Raw genomic sequence first — 17,522 nt, forward strand, 5'->3', positions numbered from 1 at the left:
AGGTCCAGCTACTTCTGCATTCCGCTTGGAATGCCGCTTAAGCTTAATCCCGCTCGATCAATCCGTACTTGCCGTCATCACGCTTGTAAACGACATTTACTTCTTGTGTGTCAATGTTGGAAAATACGAAGAAATTATGGCCTACCATGTTCATCTGCAGGATCGCTTCTTCCACGTCCATCGGCTTCATGGTAAAACGTTTCGTACGGACAACTTCGTAACTGTCATCGTCATACTCGACTTGCTCTGCCTCCATCTGACTGGTTGCCGCTGCTCCGTTCGTCGCAATGAGCGTTTTCAATCCGCCCTCTTGTCTGATCTTACGGTTCAGCTTGGTTTTGTGCTTGCGAATCTGACGTTCCAACTTGTCCACAACAGCGTCAATGGAAGCGTACATATCGTCGCTTCGGTCTTCCGCACGCAGTACCACGCCTGTGAGCGGAATGGTCACTTCCACTGTGTGCAATCCTCGAATGACATTCAGTGTGACATATCCTTCAGAGGTGGGGGGTGCATCAAAATACTTATCTAGCCTGCTGAGCTTCTTGTCAACATAGTCCTTCAAAGCATCGGTCACTTCAATTTGTTGACCTCGGATAGTGAATTGCATTGGGCACTCCTCCTTTGCACCTTCATTATAGCATTTTGTTAAGGCTATGTAAAAAGTCAGAATTGTGAATTTTAGCACAATATTTTTCAGGGAACGACGCACAGAAAAAGACTCCGGACGAACCGGAGTCTTGGGCTAGCGAATCTCGAATTGTTAACCATCTATACCGTTTATGTAGGTCGGCTGTGCCGGGATGATTATAATTTGATTACGTTAGCTGCTTGCGGGCCACGAGCGCCTTCAACGATCTCGAATTCTACGGATTGTCCTTCTTCCAGAGTCTTGAAGCCCTCGGATTGGATCGCGGAGAAGTGTACGAATACGTCGCCGCCGTCCTCAGTCTCGATGAAGCCATAACCTTTCTCTGCGTTGAACCATTTCACTTTACCTTGCATGCACTAACATTCCCTTCATTGTCAAATAAAGTGTGACACTAATTGTCCACATTTCCGACTATAGCACCCGCCTTATCCACTGTCAATTACTAAAGAAAAGGTTTTCTTTTGCAAAAAAACCTGAAAAATGTCGACTTGGCTTTATGACTGAATTGGCGGGAGAAAATAGTTTGCGGACAAAATAGGTTTATGGTTATTTACCCAGGGAGGGAGGGGGTGAAACAGGGTGCAAACCTATTATGCAAATGATTACTGTCTCAAAATATTGCGTACTAGAATGGCCCGATTTATTCAACGCTGTCATTAGTTTAACTTCCTACTAATTGTTTATAGCGTGAAAGAGATTATTGTAGCTTTTAGAATCTAACTTCTTCAGTATATCTTTAAAAGGAGAGGCTTCCTCCTTCTCACCAATAAACTCAAGGAAATATGCAATATTATACACTACTTCTTTATTCTCTAAATCAAGCTGATACGCCTTATCGAAATACGGAAGCACTTCCTCATAGTTCCCCATTTGAAAATGAACCACGCCAAGAGTATTCAATAATTCAACCTTAAGGGCAATATCTGAAATGTACGTAATCTTATCTATTAGTTTCTCTGATGTAAAACTTTTTACTTTCTCAAATATAACTTGCGGCTCATTCTGGTCATCAAGCAATTTTTCCAAAACATCATGCGCCGGGTCCTTTTCCAACATAGCAATATATTGATAGGTTTTGAATTGCTCTCTTCTTTCCTGGCTTCCCATTGCAGCAAATTGATTAACGATGATTTCTGATTCCTTTGTTTCTGTCAGAGTCGAACCACTCATATTTTTAATCTCGTAACCTGTTGTAATCGCCATTTTGTAGATCTCTTTCAAGGTAAAAAACCTTAAATGCGTCTTATCTAAAATACCAGATTCCTCATACTCCCAAGTTCCCATAATCAACTTACTGATTACACTATAATGCATGATGTTAGGGAGACTCATTAGAATTTTCCCTTCTGGTTTCAGATGCCTTCTTATGTTCTTTAAAGCTGCCCATGGATCACTCATATGCTCCAAGACATCTGCGAAAATAACGTAATCAAAATACTCTTCAGGATACGACAAACTATCCTTTTCCACGTCCGCCTCAACCATATCCGCAATCAAAGATGCAATAGCGGCACTATATTTATTTAGCTCAATCCCATATAATCTACTGTTTTTATATACATTCTTGATACCTAGCAAAGTCCCTCCACACGCGCAGCCTACTTCTAAAATGCGAAGAGAGGCGTCAACTGGAGCCTTGATCATTTCTAACAGTTCAGTTCTGACATGCTGAGAATAAGTGGCGTCAAACCCCCACTTTTTTTGAAACTTTTGCTTATTCTTGTTTAGAAGTTGTTGATATCTTAGATCTTGCCCACGACCTTTAAATGAAACACTGCCATAATGATGAATAAATGTATCTTTGCATAACAGCAACTTAAACCCTGCTTGCCGGATTCTAATTGAGTAATCGTCATCTTCGTAATTACCTGGAGTAAAGAGCTCATCAAGGAGACCAACTTTTTGAATTACGCTCCTCCTTATTAAAAGACAGAAGCCAACCAATTTTAATCTCGCCTCCCATTTGCTAGGATTAAGAGAGTTGAAGTTCATTGCGTAATTTTGCATTTCATAAAGTGTACTGTAATTTGTCGGCACTGTCTGATTGTATGAACACCTATTTGTTACACAACTTACAGCCCCGATTGTTTCCTCACTATATAAAGCTGAGAGCATATTTTTCAACCAGTTTTCTGTAACAACCACATCATTATTTAGTAAAAGTATGTTGTCCCCACTTGCTGCTTCTATCCCCTGATTACAGCCCTTGGGAAATCCCAAATTCTCTTCATTTAAGATCATTTTAATATCTTTTTGTTCTTGTAGCCACTCTCTTGTGGAATCGTCAGACGCATTATCGACAATGATAATTTCATAACTTTCAGGCTTCGTATATGTGCGAATGCTTTCAATACATTCCTTAGTGTATTCCAATTGATTAAAGGTCAATATGACTATACTTGTTAACATGGCTCCTCCTAGAGAACATTATAATCTGCATGCTTTTATATTGAACTAGTACTGCTTCTCTAGCTATATATAATTAATCGGTATAATTCCTTTAAATGTTAGAGACGTCCGTAACTGGACTATTGGAATATTCAATAAAAAAAGCTGCCTCTAAGTCAATTGCTTGACTTTTGAGACAGCCATCATGATTAGCAAATAATGCTAACCTTTAATTATACGTGTACTCGATTGTGTTACTTTCCTGTCCATCAGGATTTACTACTGTAACTTGTACTCCCCCTGTACCTGCCGGGACTACAGCGGACATACGAATAGCTGAGGTAAAGGTTACTTTAGTTGATTCAACCCCATTAAAGTAAACCTTGGCACCTTTTACGAAATTCGATCCATTTAAATAAATCGTATTTCCTCCTGCAGCTGGACCGCTGGTAATATTCAGGGATTTGATAATTGGTGCCGGAGCCATTGGAGGCTCTTCATAAGTGAATGAAGCTGAAGCACTTTCGCCATTTGTTAATGTAACAACAAGCGGTACTGTACCTGCGGTAGAACTTGGCGGAGTAATTACCTTTACTCTTGTGCTACTTACATACGTATCAATAGGCACTTCAGCTCCATTAATCGTCACAAGCATTGAAGGCTCAAAATTGGCCCCGTTAATGTAGAGATGAGTTCCCCCTGCCTTTGGTCCGCTTGCAGGTGTCAAACCTGTGATCGAAGGTTGAACCAATGTGTACGTATAAGCTCCTGGAAGAGTAAATGTGCCTTTATCCGGGTTTATTACTTTTATATCCACTTGCCCAACCGAGGAAGATGCTGGCGCATAAACGCTTATACGTGTCGCGCTTGTAAATGAATAGAACTGAGCTGGAGTATCCCCAAAAAACACCTCAATTCCTCTTTTAAAGTTCGTTCCTGTCAGATATACAACATTACCGCCTGATGTTAGACCTGTGTTTGGATTTACCACTGTGATTTCAACAGGTTCAGCCTGAGGCTCAATATAAGAATAAGTAATATCCTCATTGGTTAACTGACCACTAGGGTTCTTCACTTTTACTTGGACAGTAGCAGCTTGTGCCCAAGTCGGGGTAACTATCTTCAATTGCTTATTGTTTACAAAGGTACTTGGGATCTCTATGTCATCGAATAGTACCACAGCATTCTTAACAAAGTTCTCACCGTTTAGTACCACTGTCGTATTCCCCGTTAAAGGACCGTTATTTGGTGTAATTGTATTTAACACCGGTGCCGGAGGGGGAGGAGGCAAAATATAGGTATAGCTTAATGGCAAGACCGCCTCTTTATCGTCCGGATTTACTACCTTAACATCAACAGTACCTTCAATAGAGGAAGCCGGAATTGTAACAGCCAAGCGAATGGCCGTAGTGGAAGTAACCACTGCCTCAACGTCATTCACAAATACTCTTACACCTTTTACAAATCCGGAACCCGTAATATATGCAGTATTACCGGCTGTTGTTTCTCCGGAATTAGGTGTAATTCCACTTACAACAGGAGCCGGGTATTGAGGTTTAGCATAGGTGTATGCCTGATTTAATACAGCCTCCTGGCCATCCGGATTCACAATTTTTACATCTACCGCTCCTTCTTGCCCTGCAGGTGCCTCAACCTGAATCCGTTCCGTAGAAATGACAGATTTTACGACTGCCTCATTTGCTCCAAAGTAAACCTTTACAGATGGGTCTATCAATTTACCAATAATATAAACGGATTCTCCACCAACAGGAAGTCCTGTATTTGGAGTAACCGATGTGATTTGAAGCTTTGGCTTCTCGGCTTCTTTGTAAGTAAAACCAGAAGGAATTGTCACGGAAGTTCCATCCGGGTTTTTAATTGTAATATCAACGGCTCCAGCCTGTGTCACAGACGGGGTCTTAGCAACTAAATAGTCAGTCCGTTGTGTTGAGATAGCAGCTGGTTGATCCCCGAAATTAACAACAACACCGGATAAGAAATAGTTCCCACTAAATACAACGTTAGTCCCGCCCTCTACAGGACCTTCCATAGGGCTGTAGCTCTTTACTTCAGGATTAGCAATATACTGATAACTGCTTGTTGCATATTGATTATCCGGATTCATAACTTTAACTGTTACTTCTCCTTGCTTGCCTGCTGGCACGATTACCTTCAGACTTTGTGCGTCCATATATGTTACGCCTGTTGATTCAGTATTATTAAAAAATACTTTCGCCCCGCTTACGAATTTATCACCATTGATTTGAATTTCATTACCACCTATTGGATGACCCGACGGTTCAACAATGGATGTAATCACTGGAGCGGGAAGTTTAACTTTAATCAACTTATTCGAAATAAGCATATTACGGTTTGCACCAGCATAATCTTGGTAGGTTATGTTGGCCGCATTGGTTGATACATAGAAGTTACCAGTCTGTTGTACCTTCGGTCGAATTTTGTAAGTAAACTTCAAAGTATTGTTTTTGAGTTCCAGAAAACTCCAGCTTATTTCATTCCCTGATACTGTCGGTTGCGGGATATTATGTAGGTAAGAGTCAGGAACAATTTCAAATTGGTCGTTTACATAGTCGGTTACTTTTACATTATACGCACTTGCTATTCCGATTTCTTTTACAATAGCCGCATAAATGTCGCTCAGACCGACAGAGCCTAACACAAAGTGATGATGAGATGAAGTTGTTGCCATTTTGGTCAGAAGCTGATTTGGACCACTCGTATCGGGATTGTCATTCGTATTTAATAATGCAATGGTATAGAATACAATGCCTTGGTCTTTCGCGGCTGTCGCTCTATCCAGAGCATATTGGTAGGCATTACCGTTTGGTTCGGTAGCATCTCCATCCGTCATTAATACAATAACTGGCTGTGCGCCTTCGCGCGGTGCTTTTAACAACTCTTCAATAGCAGCATCAATGGCATACCCTGTTCCAGTTCCGCCACTCGCCTGAATCGTATTAACATAGGACTTGGCGGCGTTTGCATCTGTTGTCATCGGAAATGTCTTTACATTATTTTGCGAACTATAATCAACAATGCCTACACGATGGACATTCAAATCCATCAGATCAATAAAACCCTTAGCAGAGTCTCTAGCGGCAACAATTTTATCGCCAGCCATACTGCCTGATTTATCGATAATCAGGATAACATCGTTGGGCCTCACAACAGATACAGGGGGAGTTCCTTGAATCGTAAGTTCAACCGTTGCCTCTCCTTCTGTTGTGATTTCGGCTGGTGTAACTTGTCGAGAAATCTGAATGTAATCAGCTGCTGCCGATGTGGGAGCCGCAAAGCTACCAAGACCGCAAATGGTTAATATAAACACTAATAATGCAGCGATCCTTTGTTTAATACGCATGCAAATCCTCCTTATTATTTGTAAGTATCAAACATGATACCTGAGCTGAGAGAAGATATCTCATATTTACTTTTAAAGTTATTTTCTTTGCGCAATTGACTGATCTGATTCGAGACGATCCCATGTTGCCTAGCTATCTCGTGGTTTATTTGCAATTCCAACTGGTAACAGACACGCAACAATTCCTGAACCTGTTTTTTTTCTTGTACGGGCAGACTATTGATATCTACATCTTGAAAATCTTTGACCAGCTTTGATTGCATGGAGATGAATTCGTCTGACTTAGACGACCAATCCTCATTTGATTGAATCTCTATCAAGTAGTGTTTTGTGAAGTCTACCAATGCCTGGGCAGTATCCACCAAATTATGAGAGTCCATCATTTTCGCTTCACCGTCTTGATTGCCTCATGCCACGTATCACGGAGTTCCGTAACCAAGTCAATAATTTCCTGGAGAACTTCCAAGTCCAACTGCATGCTTGCATAGACCAAACGTTGGTTAAAATATTCGTATAGCGAAGCGAGACTTTTAGAGATGTCATAGTTCATATCAAGGGTCGCATGCAACTCATCAATAATGTTAATTGCCTTTGTGACATATGCATTTTTACTCTGATAGTCTCTATTCTCCACGCTAATATACGCTTGCTTTAAAAACCGTATACAACTGTTATAAAGCATCAACGTCAGTTCTTCGGGTGTAGCAGTTTTAATTTGTGTCTCATAATATCGGTTCACTGCTTGCTGCATGGCTGATTACCTCTTTTCGTCAATTATTGCGCCTACTACTATTTGCTGCAGTTTCTCTACCAACTCAATCATTTTTTCCGGAGGGAGTTCGCGGATAATTTCATTGGTTTCTTTGTTATAAATTTTGATAATCAGATCCCCAGTAGACGCATGCAGTTTAAATTCATACCGTTGTGGCGTACCATCGAGAGTTCTGTTTACTTTATTAATTGCGTCCAGTACCGCCTTTTCGCTAACTGACAGCGGTTGTACCTTGTTCTTCGTCTGAAGATCCTGATAACTAGCCCCTACATAGCTAGGGGTAAACGATGGTTCTTTAATCTGTGCATTAGTGTTAGACAAGGAAGCTGATGGTAAGTTAGGAACCTGCATCTGATACCCTCCTCGACTTTCATTATCCCATATTTTGCATCAGGAAATTTAATTGGCTATTACTGTATGCCATTGCTTTCTCCATAGCTGCAAACTGTTTGTAATAATTGTCCTCTTTCTTGATCAGCTTATCTTCAAGTCTTTTGATTTCTAACTCCATTTCACTGGATTGCTTGCCCAATTCTGAACTGATATCGTTATAGGAACCACCAATACTGCCGGACTTTTTGGTGATTTCCCCAATCGTTGTATTTAATTTCTTATACATCTTTTGGAATAACCCTTCTTCTCCGCCATTAGAGGAAGCAAGTGTAAACATCGTCTCCACTTGGCCAGGGTTTGCTTCAATTGCTTTTCTTAATTTTTCCTCATCCAGCACGATTTTCCCACCTGAAGCCGAAAAATCTTTTGCATTCCCAGCATAGGCTGTTGTTCCAAGTCCGATATCCATTGGAGATAGTTTCGTCGTTCCTCCGACAGGAATAGGCTGGGACAAAAAAGAACGCATTGTCCGGGCAAATGGTTCAAGCAGAGAGTCATTTCTAAGAAGCCCTCGTTTAGCCATAACCTCCCATTTTTTGATATCATCCTCGCTCATTTCCTTCTTCTGATCACTTGTTAATGGATCGTATCCCCTAGCGATTTTTTCATCTGTTAATTTTTGAATTAACGTTATTGCCTCGTTATAGATACCAACAAACTCCTTGATTTTGTTTATTACTGCATCAGTATCGCTATTATTCATAATTGTTACTGCTGATGTTGTTTGCTGTAAAAGGGTATAAGTAACTCCATCCTGGGTAAACGAATTACTCGAACGATCAGATTCTATTCCATTGATTACAACCTTAGCATCATTTCCTTGGCTGACATTGTTGTCCATCTTAATTGCCGCAAGAAAATTCCCTTCTGTATCCCGTGCGTCAATCTTGGCAGTCTTGCCAGTCTCCCTGGAAAGGAAAACAAACTCGTCTGCAGCAGAATCGTAACTCAATGCAACTCCAGCACTCGACTGGTTGATTTTATTAATGATGCTCTGAAGCGTATCATCCTTGCTGTATGTGATTTCTACACCATTAATCGACATTGCTAAGCTCGCAGTACCCGATGATGGATTCAGAGTTGGGGTAGTTTGAAAGTTCCCCGCATTATTCTCTAACGATTTGCTTAAATCAAGACCACTGCCGTTTGTGATTTTGTCTGCACTCTTCTTAGTCGCTTGCGTCGCCAAATTCTTGACTTCAATCGTCGTTGTCACTTTACCCGGGTTGCTTCCGCTTACCTTTACAGCATTTTCGTTTGATGAAGTAGCCTTGACTCCGGAAAAATCGGTGCTGAAACGCATTTTATTAATATTATCTCGAAGTGCCATTAATTTAGCATTTACGTCCCTATAAAGATCCATTTTATATTGAGTGGTAGTCTTCTTTTGAGTCTTTTTTGTCAGCGGAATTCTTTCCGCTTTCATTAAATCGGCTACTAATTGGTCGATATTCATACCGGAAGACATCCCCGATATACGTATAGTCATTCGATCACTCCTCTACAAACAATATCAGCTCGAAGAACCGCAGGTTCATAAGGTTTAGCTATATTGTAGTACACTAAGGCTTCCTCTGTTTTCCCGGTTACTTCGTAAAACACGCCCAAATTATAGGCTGCGAGAAATGAACCTGCACCTTCGATTGTCGCATATTTCCCAGACTCCCCAATTTGAATCGCCTGCTTAAAGGCAATGGGGATAAGCTCCATTCGGCCAGCGTCCATATATAGCAAACCAAGCTGAAACCATAAATCCGAGTAATCGGAATAATGATTTTGGTTGATTTCCAATAGTTGGATGGCGTCCTCAACCAGTTGGGCTTTACGCAGCACTTTAGCGAATTCAACAACCATAGCAGCATGGGATAAAGTTGGAGCAATCATGAATTTAACGGCTTGTATAAATGCCTCGCATGCTCCTTCAAGTTCGTCAACAGAAGCATGCAATTTACCCAGCTGGTACCACATATAGCCATCCGTTGAATTCACCCGAAGTTGTTTTTGGTACAACGAATGATACAAATCATATTTTTTCTCTTTATAGTTTGACTGATTGTAACCGTAATGATCGATCATAATTTCGCCCATTTCAAATGAAGCGATCGATTGATCATTATATAACACTTCATGAACAGGACCATGGAATCTATATTTCTCATGATTAGGAAATAACCGAACCATACGATGAACTCGGGTAAACTCGTGAGAGTCGTCAATATTCCGAATCATAACGGCAGCGGGCTTTTGTGAGTTTTGTTTCACATAATTCAATATCTGTTCGTATGTGCCTTTTTGAAAATGTTCATCCGCGTCCAACACAAATATATGAGAGCCCGTTGCCTTAGAGAGGCAGTAATTTCTCGCCTTAGCAAAGTCTTCTTCCCATGTATAGTGGTATAAACGAACGTTACTATATGATTCGGCAATTTCAGTTGTTTGATCTGTGGAACCTGTATCCACGATAACAATTTCAATGTCGCCGGGAAGACTCTGCAGACAAGACCCGATGTATTGTTCTTCATTTTTGACGATCATGCATATCGATATCCTCATGATTCTCTCCTATAAGAAAGGAGTCCACTGATTCAGTGGACTCCTACTGGACTTAAAGCTCATCCAATTAACGCAACAATTGCAGTACACCTTGAGGTGCTTGGTTAGCTTGAGCCAACATGGCAGTAGAAGCTTGTTGCAAGATATTGAATTTCGTGTAGTTCATCATTTCTTTAGCCATGTCAGTATCACGGATACGGGATTCTGCAGCTTGCAGATTCTCTGCAGTTGTACCCACGTTGTTGTACATATGCTCAAGACGGTTTTGGAACGCACCCAATGCGGAACGAGCTTCGTTAACAGTTCCGATTGCTGTGTCAATTACAGCAAGTTCAGCTACAGCTGCAGTTTGCGCAGTCAAGCCACCAAAAGCAAGTCCGCTAATGTCGGCTTTACTCATGTCAATTTCAACTTTTTCAGCAGCAGTTCCACCCAATTGGATGTTAAGAGTAGCAGTATTGCTCAGCAACTTAATTCCGTTGAATTCAGCGTTCGTGGAGATTTCACCGATTGCAGTAGCCAGTTCTTGATATTCAGCATCCATTGCTGCCAAGTCACTTGCGTTGTACGTGCTGGAAGAACCTTGAGTTGCCAGTTCCTTCATGCGAGTCAGCATGTCAGAAATTTCGTTCATAGCGCCCTCAGCAGTTTGCACAAGAGAAACGCCGTCTTGAGCGTTACGCATACCTTGGTTCATCGATTTGAGTTGGGAACGCATTTTCTCAGAAATCGAGAGGCCCGCAGCATCGTCAGCAGCACGGTTTACACGGTAACCGGAAGACAGTTTCTCGGAAGATTTACCCTGTTGAATGTTGTTGAACGTCAGGTTGCGGTGAGAGTTCATCGCGTTAAGATTGTGGTTGATAATCATTGATTATTCCTCCTTGAGTTTATAATTCACATCCTTGTGAAGTAGGCTCTTCGTCCTACATTATCTATATCGGAATCAAATTAGAATAGTTTATATTATATTTCGCATTTTTTATTTTTTTATTTTTTTTATAAGGTTAGGATCAAGTTTTGCATTGGTGGCTTCCATATTGTTTGCCTTTACTTCCTCAACTAATTCCTTCCTTAAGATAACAACATCTTCTGGAGCTCGAATGCCGATCTTCACACTCTCTCCATCTATAGAAGAGATATAAATCTCAATATCATTCTGAATGAGAATGGATTGACCTCTCTTTCTTGTCAGTACAAGCATCATTTCATCTCCATTCCATTTGACTTATCCGTAATCAAAGGAGCATTCGTTCGATAGCCCTTGTTCTCCTGAAGAACATATTGAGTCCCCTTGCCGTTTAAGACATTTACTATTAGCGGAGCTACAAGATTTAATGTTGACTCCTCCAACGTTCCCTTCATTGTGACAATATTCAGAATCAGGGCATCCTCTGCCTGATCCAAATGCAGTGTACTTTTCATAGATTCATTTAACTGTATAGAATAGTTTGGATACCAGTGAAATGGAGTTACCGTCAAAAAGGAAATATTCTCGTCCTCCTCACTCTTTATGTAAGCAAAAGGAGTGCCTTCGATCGACTCTAGTCGAAAACTATTTAAATGATTAAAACCCAGAATATTTCCTTGAAATGAAATTTGCATGTTATTGAACTTCTCCAACATTCTAAAAACCTCCTAAAAAAGACTACAGCTTCAGAAGCTATAGTCTCATTATCAACCATATAGATCATAATCGCTAACCCAAATTTTCAGGCTATTCTGATTTCTTATATAAGTGTCTACTCCCCCAGGTGTATAGGTAACCTCAGGGCGATTGGGCGAATAATTCACATTAGTTTGATGCATGGACCAGCTCATCTGCAGATCAACAGGTGTATAATGAACACTGACATTATCAGTGGAAGCCGCGCCATTGTATTCAATGCTCGGTTTCTCCTGAACTCTCTGTGCCATAATGTCTGCAATCGAATTTCCCGGTTTAGTAAACTGGGCTAATCTGTTACCTTCGTCCACGATTCTTGAGACATTCATCAGAAATTGTTGCTCCATCTGGGAGGAAACCATCTGTAACCACTCCAAATGATTTCCTTTGCCCAAAGCCATCCATGCCTTTGAGCTATCAATAGTCAATTCAGCCGGTACCCTTTGTACCTCCATTGCAGCAGGGGTTGTCTCAATATTTAACTCCCCCTGTGGGGATTTCATTTGGAACTGCCCCTGGCGGGATTCCATTCCTATATTAGCGTAGGTTTGCCGGATAGATAATCGCAGTAAATTCATCTGTCCCTCCTTAACTATCTGAGGTAATCCAGGAGACTGATCTGCATAATCTTAGCACTCGTTGCCAACGAGGCTTGATACACGCTTTCATCTTGTTTTAACTTCATAATAGTCTCAGCATAGTCCGCGTCCTCGACTTTAGACTGCATAGAAGTCAGGTTCATTTCAAGATCACCAAGACGCTGACTAATAAGTTCCACCCGATTGGTTTTGGCTCCAATCTCCGACCTTGCTTCATTCAGCTTAGCAATTCTGCTGGAGAAATTGCCTAGTTCTGCTTGAGCAGCAGCTTTATCATTTGTGTCCAGCGCTGTCTGGACTCTCTTCAAAACTGCAAATAGATTATCCGCATCCGTCGGCTCGCCAAAAACGTCTTGGCCTGTAACGTTAATGGTAAGCGAAGCCCCCTCGGTAAATTTATAAGTGATCCCGTGTGTATCCGTTACTTGTGTAGGAGCGAGAGCTTCATCATAAGGCGCCTGATCGGTTAACTGTCCGTTAAAAATATGTTTGTCATTAAATTTGCTATTTCCCAAAGATACGAGTTGTTCGTAAATCTGGTTCAATTCTGTATTTACAGCATTTAATGCCTCTTGCGGATTTGTGCCGTTGACTGCTTGAACGATCAATTCATTGGCACGTTGAGAAATCTCATTGACTTGACCTATCACTGTGTCTGTATACTCTAACCACGAAAGGGCCGTGTCGGCATTTTTTTGAAACTGCTCATTAAACGACAATTCGCTCCGATATCTTAATGAATATGTAATCCCAACAGGATCATCAGACGGCTTGTTTAACTTCATGCCTGTAGAAAGCACATTCATGTTGCCGTCCATTCTCACTAAATTCGTATTAATATTTCGTATCATCTGCAGGTTCATCATACCTGGTGTAACGCGTAAAGCCATGAACTATCGCCTCCTCTATCTACCTACGACTCCCATGCTGTTAATGATTTTATCAAGGTTTTGATCCACAGTGGTCATAAAACGGGAAGCAGCTCCATAAGAATGCTGCAATTTGATCAGGTTCGACATTTCTTCATCCAAAGAAACTCCGCTTACAGATTGTCTTCTGGAATCAACCTGATCTACTAGCAGCTGATTATTATCTTGCTGTCTTAACGCTTCTCGGCTCTGGACGCCTAACTGCCCCATCACAGCCCGGTAATAATCGTCTACTGTACCTGTTGTTATTCCATTGTTACTTGCTATGGAGTTAAATGCGAACGGACGCTCTCTCAATTGAGACATCAACAAAGCGAGTGTATTATTTCCTTTGACTACCTCATCACCATTAGCGCCTGCTACAACTCGCAGTGAAGAAGCTATTTTGTTAGGATCCTGGACAATGGCGTTATTAACACTAAATGTGGCCGCCGTTATAGGCCCACCACCCTTCGAGCTAAAGAAGTCTCCCGCAGCCTGAGCGGGTGAAGTAAATAGATACCCAAGTTTATGAAGCCCATTTAAACCTTTGACAGTTACTGTTGTATCCGCAGTTAACGTTCTTGTGGTTCCGCTATAGGTTACTCCATTTAACACTGTTCCTTCAGGAAGTACCGAACCTGCCGGAATCGTAATGCTTACATCACCGTTAGCTATCGTATTGGCCAACTCGTTTAATTGGTCCAAGTAATCTTTCACGATACCATCTCTGGATTTAATGATACCGAACAGTTCTCCACTATTTAGCCCATTGCTAGCATAGGCCGTCTCTAATTGAGCAGGAGTAACAGGGACAGCAGCGTCTCCGGCGACAAGTTCAAGCCCACCCACAGTAACCCGGTAGCCTGTTTCTTCTTCCACCGCTACTACATTAGCCATACGGGATAATTCATCAATGATGAGATCGCGTTGATCTCTAAGATCATTGGCATTATCACGAAAACCCTCAATGCGATTAATCTCATAATTCAGCTGCGCCACTTGAGTGGTCAGTGTATTTATATGATCTGCATTCACGTTAATCCCTTGAGTCAAATCAGCTTGCATATCCGTTATTTTCTTACTGGTTTCGTTAAAGGCTTCCGCCATCGCTAAAGCATTTTCTCTAACGATTTTTCTTGAAGTTACGTTTTCGGGGTCCTTACTGAACTCCGACCAAGCTTTCCAAAAGTTATCAATAACCGTTGTCAAACCAGATTCAGAAGGTTCGTTAAAAATCGTTTCCAACTTAGAAAGTGTCCCTGCTTGCACTTCCCAATCACCAAGTGAGCGATTTGCGTTCCAGTATTGTTGGTCCAAAAACTGATCTCTTACACGTTTGATATAACTAACCTCAACACCTGTGCCCAGTTGGCCAGGAGATATTGAATTATACATTCCTGGCATAGCCAGCGGACGTGAAGCGATCAAACCTACAACTTGCCGTGAATAACCAGGAGTGCTAGCATTTGCTATGTTATGTCCGGTAGTGTTCATACCTGCCATCTGAGCGAAAAGGCTGCGCTTCGCGGTTTCAATCCCGTGAAATGTAGATACCATGTGTTCTCTCCTTAATAAGTGCCACGCTTACGCTTTGGCATCAAAAAAATTGTTTTTATTCGAAAGTGCAGGTGGGGTGTCCGTAGGCTTCTTATAGATCATTTCCTCATCCACACCGACAATTATATTTAAAGAGAAGTCAATAAAATGTAGAGACTGCTCCAGCAACTGGGTTGTTAATTCATTCTGTTTTTTTAATATCACGGCGTTGCTCAGTAAGCTATCACGGATCTGCATAAGCTCTTGCTTTTCGTTCGGATCAAATACAAGTCGCGATAGCTCGGTTACGCTGAGATTTAATTGGGAGCGGATCCCTTTTTCTTGTAAGAAAAAATTCACTTGCTCCACGCGCTGCTGTTCCAGTTCGTTCATCTGTCTTAACAACCGATTTTCATTTGTCATCAGTCGAGTCAAGTTAGAAGAATCATTATCAATGATTGCCTTTTGTTTCTCTTTACCGACGTCTATCATTTCAAGATGGACATTATTTAACTTCGTCATCGCTAAAATGACATTCTGTACACTCACTTGGACTCACCTGATTTATTGTAGGATTGAAAATACGGGAGCAATTTGTCTGCCAAACGGTCGACTGGCACTTCATAAGTACCATTAGCTACAGATTCCTTCAAACGCTGAATTTTCTCCGCGCGTTCCGGATCCTGTACTTTACTCTGTGCACTCAGTTCCATCGCCTCCGAGGAGATTGATACTTCATCCTTGCGGCGCTTCTTCTTATCGATATGCTGCATCTCCCGAGATTCAATATTCCGTTGATACGAATTGATGCCGTTCACACGTCCCGATTCGTTAATCTTCACGCCCTATTCACCTCACTTAAAATAAAAGACCGATAAGCTTTACTAAGTTTATCGGTCGGATATGAAACATTGTTAATAGTTCAAAAGTTAGTATTTGCGCAGTTTATCGACTGCACTGTAAGTCTCTCTGTCTTTTCTGGACCCAGGCTGATGTTCCTGGTCGCCAGCAGCAGCCTGCCTTAGCTCCCTCGTTAATCGCGTCCGGCAGGACTCGCACATATTGCTCTCACGAATCAACGTTCCGCATACTTCGCAAGGATACGCCAGGTTTGGCGCGTTCGCAATCGAGATCCGGCCTTCCTTGATGAACTTCGTAATTTGCCGCACAGATACTTCCGTAGCCTCAGATACCTCATGAATCGTTGCACCTTTTTGCTCACGAAGAAAGGTTGCGCATTTCTCATATTCCTTCTCAATAACCTTCATGCAATCAGGACATAATTCCCGAATATTAACCGTATATAACTTGCCGCACCGAGGGCAATTCCCCAGATTCATGCTCAACAACCTCCATGCCACATAGAACCTTTAATACCCCTAGATTACATTATCTTAGGCCTTACGTCTATCATTCGGTAATAGAATCCACACATTTTTCCTATTTTAATCATTTACGAACGAGCCCAGGTTAAACTATAGATCTCGATGGGCATTTCTACAATGGATTCATATCTCCGCAAAACCTGAGCACAAGCGTTAATCGTACTCCCGGTTGTGTAGATATCATCTACCAATAATATACGGAAAGGTCCTTTGATCCGTGATGTCCCCACTTGAGATCGAGCATGCTCTACGGCCTGGTTGCTTATGGACCCCAGTACATCGGGTGCATCCTGCAACGCACCAAAAACACCCTCCATGTCCTTTAGCCGATCCATCCGGCTCTTGAAACTCTGTTTATCCGTGTGACGTCTACGTTCCAGCAGTCGAACACAAGGCGCCTTTATTCTAAGCGCAAGCCCCTGTGCGAGCACCTCCGCTTGATTGAACCCCCTCTCCTGGAGCCTTTCCTCACTTACCGGAACCGAAGTGACGGCGTGTATACTCCATGGTATGTTGCCAGAATTCCGTGACCCCTTATTGCCCAAATGGATGTTCGCTTCCCGATGGAGCAGCGTGTATGCCCGTAACATCATTTCTATCAAGAGAGGAGCGTAACGCTCATTCCCCCTATATTTGTACTGGGCCAACCACTCTCTCATCTGCGTATCATAGGTTACTGCACTCCGGTTTAAAATAAATCTCCGCTCGTTCATGCCTGATCGAATACAATCCGGACAGCCGATTCCCCGCCCGCATCGCCAACATTTAGGTTTCATAATCCAGGGGATATTCCGATAACAGGCACGGCATATTCCCGGAAGTTCCCTGGTGAATGAACCTAATTTTCCACAAGTGAGGCAGGTTTCGTCAATCGGTTTGAGCAAACGTTGCATATGCCCGAGCAGATGACTAAAGACATTTGGTATCAAATATATGCTCCTTCCTTTCTCAGAGAGGTAGATTAAAGACAGCGTTCAATGAAATAAAAAGAGTACAAATCATACAGCGCGTGCATATCGCACAACCATTGCCGCGATTGCCGATATATGCCTGGTAATATTTTTCTCAACTAAATTGAGAGTGTTAAAATGATTCCTGATTGAATATTTATATGTATCTTAGATAGAAACTCATGTTCCGATGAAACCCAATCACTCAAACCTCTTAAAGCTGAGCATCCAGTTGATCGCCAATTCCATTACTACATTTTCCAGCCTTATCGCTGTTCCTTCTATCATTCGTTTGTGGCTGTTTCATCTAACAATCGTTTGCGATAGAGGAGTTA

The 17,522-nt window shown here is 41.8% G+C and carries 19 protein-coding genes; all 19 read right to left on the reverse strand.

Annotation, left to right across the window (positions count from 1 at the left end):
- Nucleotides 1-43: 43 nt before the first annotated feature.
- Nucleotides 44-610 carry a ribosome hibernation-promoting factor, HPF/YfiA family gene (gene hpf, locus CRG97_RS30140; protein ID WP_076324023.1) on the reverse strand — a complete coding sequence of 189 codons (567 nt, stop codon included), beginning with the start codon at nucleotides 608-610 and terminating at the stop codon, nucleotides 44-46.
- Between the two features lie 197 nt (nucleotides 611-807).
- A complete protein-coding gene (locus CRG97_RS30145) occupies nucleotides 808-1,005 on the reverse strand; it encodes a cold shock domain-containing protein (RefSeq protein WP_009594275.1) in 198 nt (65 codons plus the stop codon).
- A gap of 319 nt (nucleotides 1,006-1,324) precedes the next feature.
- Entirely contained in the window at nucleotides 1,325-3,061 is a 1,737-nt protein-coding gene (locus tag CRG97_RS30150; protein ID WP_098749188.1) for a glycosyltransferase, read from the reverse strand.
- A gap of 208 nt (nucleotides 3,062-3,269) precedes the next feature.
- Nucleotides 3,270-6,422, reverse strand: coding sequence for an IPT/TIG domain-containing protein (locus tag CRG97_RS30155; RefSeq protein ID WP_098749189.1), 3,153 nt, complete (start codon nucleotides 6,420-6,422; stop codon nucleotides 3,270-3,272).
- Nucleotides 6,423-6,436: 14 nt separating this feature from the next.
- A complete protein-coding gene (locus CRG97_RS30160; RefSeq protein ID WP_098749190.1) occupies nucleotides 6,437-6,805 on the reverse strand; it encodes a hypothetical protein in 369 nt (122 codons plus the stop codon).
- Nucleotides 6,802-7,173 (reverse strand): flagellar export chaperone FliS, encoded by a 372-nt coding sequence (gene fliS, locus CRG97_RS30165; protein WP_098749191.1) that lies wholly within the window; start codon nucleotides 7,171-7,173, stop codon nucleotides 6,802-6,804. Before fliS ends, CRG97_RS30160 begins: the two co-directional genes overlap by 4 nt.
- A 6-nt stretch (nucleotides 7,174-7,179) precedes the next feature.
- Nucleotides 7,180-7,545, reverse strand: a complete 366-nt coding sequence (locus tag CRG97_RS30170) for a flagellar protein FlaG (RefSeq protein ID WP_098749192.1) — start codon at nucleotides 7,543-7,545, stop codon at nucleotides 7,180-7,182.
- Between the two features lie 22 nt (nucleotides 7,546-7,567).
- Nucleotides 7,568-9,043 (reverse strand): flagellar filament capping protein FliD, encoded by a 1,476-nt coding sequence (fliD, locus tag CRG97_RS30175; protein WP_161952976.1) that lies wholly within the window; start codon nucleotides 9,041-9,043, stop codon nucleotides 7,568-7,570.
- A 29-nt stretch (nucleotides 9,044-9,072) separates the two neighbouring features.
- The gene (locus CRG97_RS30180) at nucleotides 9,073-10,122 is read right to left on the reverse strand and encodes a glycosyltransferase family 2 protein (protein WP_161952977.1); all 1,050 of its coding nucleotides are present in this window, start codon (nucleotides 10,120-10,122) and stop codon (nucleotides 9,073-9,075) included.
- A gap of 85 nt (nucleotides 10,123-10,207) precedes the next feature.
- Nucleotides 10,208-11,011 (reverse strand): flagellin N-terminal helical domain-containing protein, encoded by an 804-nt coding sequence (locus CRG97_RS30185; RefSeq protein ID WP_098749195.1) that lies wholly within the window; start codon nucleotides 11,009-11,011, stop codon nucleotides 10,208-10,210.
- A gap of 111 nt (nucleotides 11,012-11,122) precedes the next feature.
- Nucleotides 11,123-11,347, reverse strand: a complete 225-nt coding sequence (locus CRG97_RS30190; RefSeq protein WP_237566620.1) for a carbon storage regulator — start codon at nucleotides 11,345-11,347, stop codon at nucleotides 11,123-11,125.
- On the reverse strand, nucleotides 11,344-11,766 hold the full coding sequence (locus CRG97_RS30195) for a flagellar assembly protein FliW (protein WP_098749197.1): 423 nt from the start codon (nucleotides 11,764-11,766) through the stop codon (nucleotides 11,344-11,346). The genes CRG97_RS30190 and CRG97_RS30195 overlap by 4 nt, the downstream gene beginning before the upstream one ends.
- Before the next feature lie 51 nt (nucleotides 11,767-11,817).
- Nucleotides 11,818-12,384: a DUF6470 family protein gene (locus CRG97_RS30200; protein ID WP_098749198.1), complete on the reverse strand. Its 567-nt coding sequence runs from the start codon at nucleotides 12,382-12,384 to the stop codon at nucleotides 11,818-11,820.
- A 14-nt stretch (nucleotides 12,385-12,398) separates the two neighbouring features.
- Nucleotides 12,399-13,295, reverse strand: coding sequence for a flagellar hook-associated protein FlgL (gene flgL / locus CRG97_RS30205; protein ID WP_098749199.1), 897 nt, complete (start codon nucleotides 13,293-13,295; stop codon nucleotides 12,399-12,401).
- Between the two features lie 15 nt (nucleotides 13,296-13,310).
- Nucleotides 13,311-14,873: a flagellar hook-associated protein FlgK gene (flgK, locus tag CRG97_RS30210; protein WP_098749200.1), complete on the reverse strand. Its 1,563-nt coding sequence runs from the start codon at nucleotides 14,871-14,873 to the stop codon at nucleotides 13,311-13,313.
- 27 nt (nucleotides 14,874-14,900) lie between these two features.
- Entirely contained in the window at nucleotides 14,901-15,401 is a 501-nt protein-coding gene (locus CRG97_RS30215) for a flagellar protein FlgN (RefSeq protein ID WP_098749201.1), read from the reverse strand.
- Nucleotides 15,398-15,694, reverse strand: coding sequence for a flagellar biosynthesis anti-sigma factor FlgM (gene flgM / locus CRG97_RS30220; protein ID WP_098749202.1), 297 nt, complete (start codon nucleotides 15,692-15,694; stop codon nucleotides 15,398-15,400). Before flgM ends, CRG97_RS30215 begins: the two co-directional genes overlap by 4 nt.
- Nucleotides 15,695-15,781: 87 nt before the next feature.
- Nucleotides 15,782-16,192: a TIGR03826 family flagellar region protein gene (locus CRG97_RS30225; protein WP_098749203.1), complete on the reverse strand. Its 411-nt coding sequence runs from the start codon at nucleotides 16,190-16,192 to the stop codon at nucleotides 15,782-15,784.
- A gap of 113 nt (nucleotides 16,193-16,305) precedes the next feature.
- Nucleotides 16,306-17,013 carry a ComF family protein gene (locus CRG97_RS30230; RefSeq protein WP_237566621.1) on the reverse strand — a complete coding sequence of 236 codons (708 nt, stop codon included), beginning with the start codon at nucleotides 17,011-17,013 and terminating at the stop codon, nucleotides 16,306-16,308.
- Between the last annotated feature and the right edge of the window lie 509 nt (nucleotides 17,014-17,522).

The organism is Paenibacillus sp. EZ-K15, from assembly GCF_002573715.1.
Classification (GTDB): Bacteria; Bacillota; Bacilli; order Paenibacillales; family Paenibacillaceae; genus Paenibacillus_AQ.

Coding starts and splice junctions, on each gene's coding strand:
- CRG97_RS30185 (WP_098749195.1), bottom strand. CDS start 11,011: ATGATTATCAACCACAATCTTAACGCGATGAACTCTCACCGCAACCTG.
- flgL (WP_098749199.1), bottom strand. CDS start 13,295: ATGGCTTTACGCGTTACACCAGGTATGATGAACCTGCAGATGATACGA.
- CRG97_RS30230 (WP_237566621.1), bottom strand. CDS start 17,013: ATGAAACCTAAATGTTGGCGATGCGGGCGGGGAATCGGCTGTCCGGAT.
- CRG97_RS30195 (WP_098749197.1), bottom strand. CDS start 11,766: ATGTTGGAGAAGTTCAATAACATGCAAATTTCATTTCAAGGAAATATT.
- CRG97_RS30180 (WP_161952977.1), bottom strand. CDS start 10,122: ATGATCGTCAAAAATGAAGAACAATACATCGGGTCTTGTCTGCAGAGT.
- fliS (WP_098749191.1), bottom strand. CDS start 7,173: ATGCAGCAAGCAGTGAACCGATATTATGAGACACAAATTAAAACTGCT.
- CRG97_RS30150 (WP_098749188.1), bottom strand. CDS start 3,061: ATGTTAACAAGTATAGTCATATTGACCTTTAATCAATTGGAATACACT.
- CRG97_RS30190 (WP_237566620.1), bottom strand. CDS start 11,347: ATGATGCTTGTACTGACAAGAAAGAGAGGTCAATCCATTCTCATTCAG.
- CRG97_RS30145 (WP_009594275.1), bottom strand. CDS start 1,005: ATGCAAGGTAAAGTGAAATGGTTCAACGCAGAGAAAGGTTATGGCTTC.
- CRG97_RS30160 (WP_098749190.1), bottom strand. CDS start 6,805: ATGATGGACTCTCATAATTTGGTGGATACTGCCCAGGCATTGGTAGAC.
- CRG97_RS30170 (WP_098749192.1), bottom strand. CDS start 7,545: ATGCAGGTTCCTAACTTACCATCAGCTTCCTTGTCTAACACTAATGCA.
- flgK (WP_098749200.1), bottom strand. CDS start 14,873: ATGGTATCTACATTTCACGGGATTGAAACCGCGAAGCGCAGCCTTTTC.
- CRG97_RS30225 (WP_098749203.1), bottom strand. CDS start 16,192: ATGAATCTGGGGAATTGCCCTCGGTGCGGCAAGTTATATACGGTTAAT.
- hpf (WP_076324023.1), bottom strand. CDS start 610: ATGCAATTCACTATCCGAGGTCAACAAATTGAAGTGACCGATGCTTTG.
- CRG97_RS30200 (WP_098749198.1), bottom strand. CDS start 12,384: ATGAATTTACTGCGATTATCTATCCGGCAAACCTACGCTAATATAGGA.
- CRG97_RS30155 (WP_098749189.1), bottom strand. CDS start 6,422: ATGCGTATTAAACAAAGGATCGCTGCATTATTAGTGTTTATATTAACC.
- fliD (WP_161952976.1), bottom strand. CDS start 9,043: ATGAATATCGACCAATTAGTAGCCGATTTAATGAAAGCGGAAAGAATT.